Source organism: Undibacterium sp. TJN19 (genome assembly GCF_049339485.1).
Classification (GTDB): Bacteria; Pseudomonadota; Gammaproteobacteria; order Burkholderiales; family Burkholderiaceae_D; genus Undibacterium.
This window is the reverse complement of the sequence record NZ_JBMPPL010000063.1, coordinates 1-463: the sequence shown is the minus strand read 5'-3', so window position 1 is coordinate 463 and position 463 is coordinate 1. Positions and strand designations below refer to the sequence as shown.

The window sequence follows — 463 nt, the reverse complement described above, 5'->3', positions numbered from 1 at the left end:
GAGAAGTCGACCTCAATGCCCAAGCCTTCACGGTTGTAGTCGTCTATCACATTGAATAAACGGATACTACGACCATCAGCCAGTTGGTCATGCATAAAGTCCATGGACCAGGCCTGGTTCATTGCTTCAGGCTGCACCAGAGCCTGTGGCTTTTCTCTGCTAAGCCGCTTTTTGGGTTTGATTCGTAAATTCAACTCCAACTGACGATAGATGCGATATATCCGCTTGTGGTTCCAGGTGTGACCCTGAACATTGCGCAGGTACAGGTAGCACAGGCCAAAGCCCCAATTGCGCTGATTGTGCGTTAGGCGTATCAGCCAGTCTGCTATTTGGTCGTTTTCTGAGGACAGCCTGGCTTCGTACCGATAGCAGACCTGGCTGACGGCAAAGGCCGCGCAGGCTATACGTATGCTGGCAGCATGTTGTTGAACCGCCCATCGCGCCATCTCGCGCCGCTGAGATG

At 52.7% G+C, this 463-nt stretch carries 1 pseudogene; it reads right to left on the bottom strand.

The features are described 5' to 3' along the window. Positions 1–463: pseudogene (locus ACO0LH_RS28530) on the bottom strand (IS3 family transposase); the annotation flags it as partial.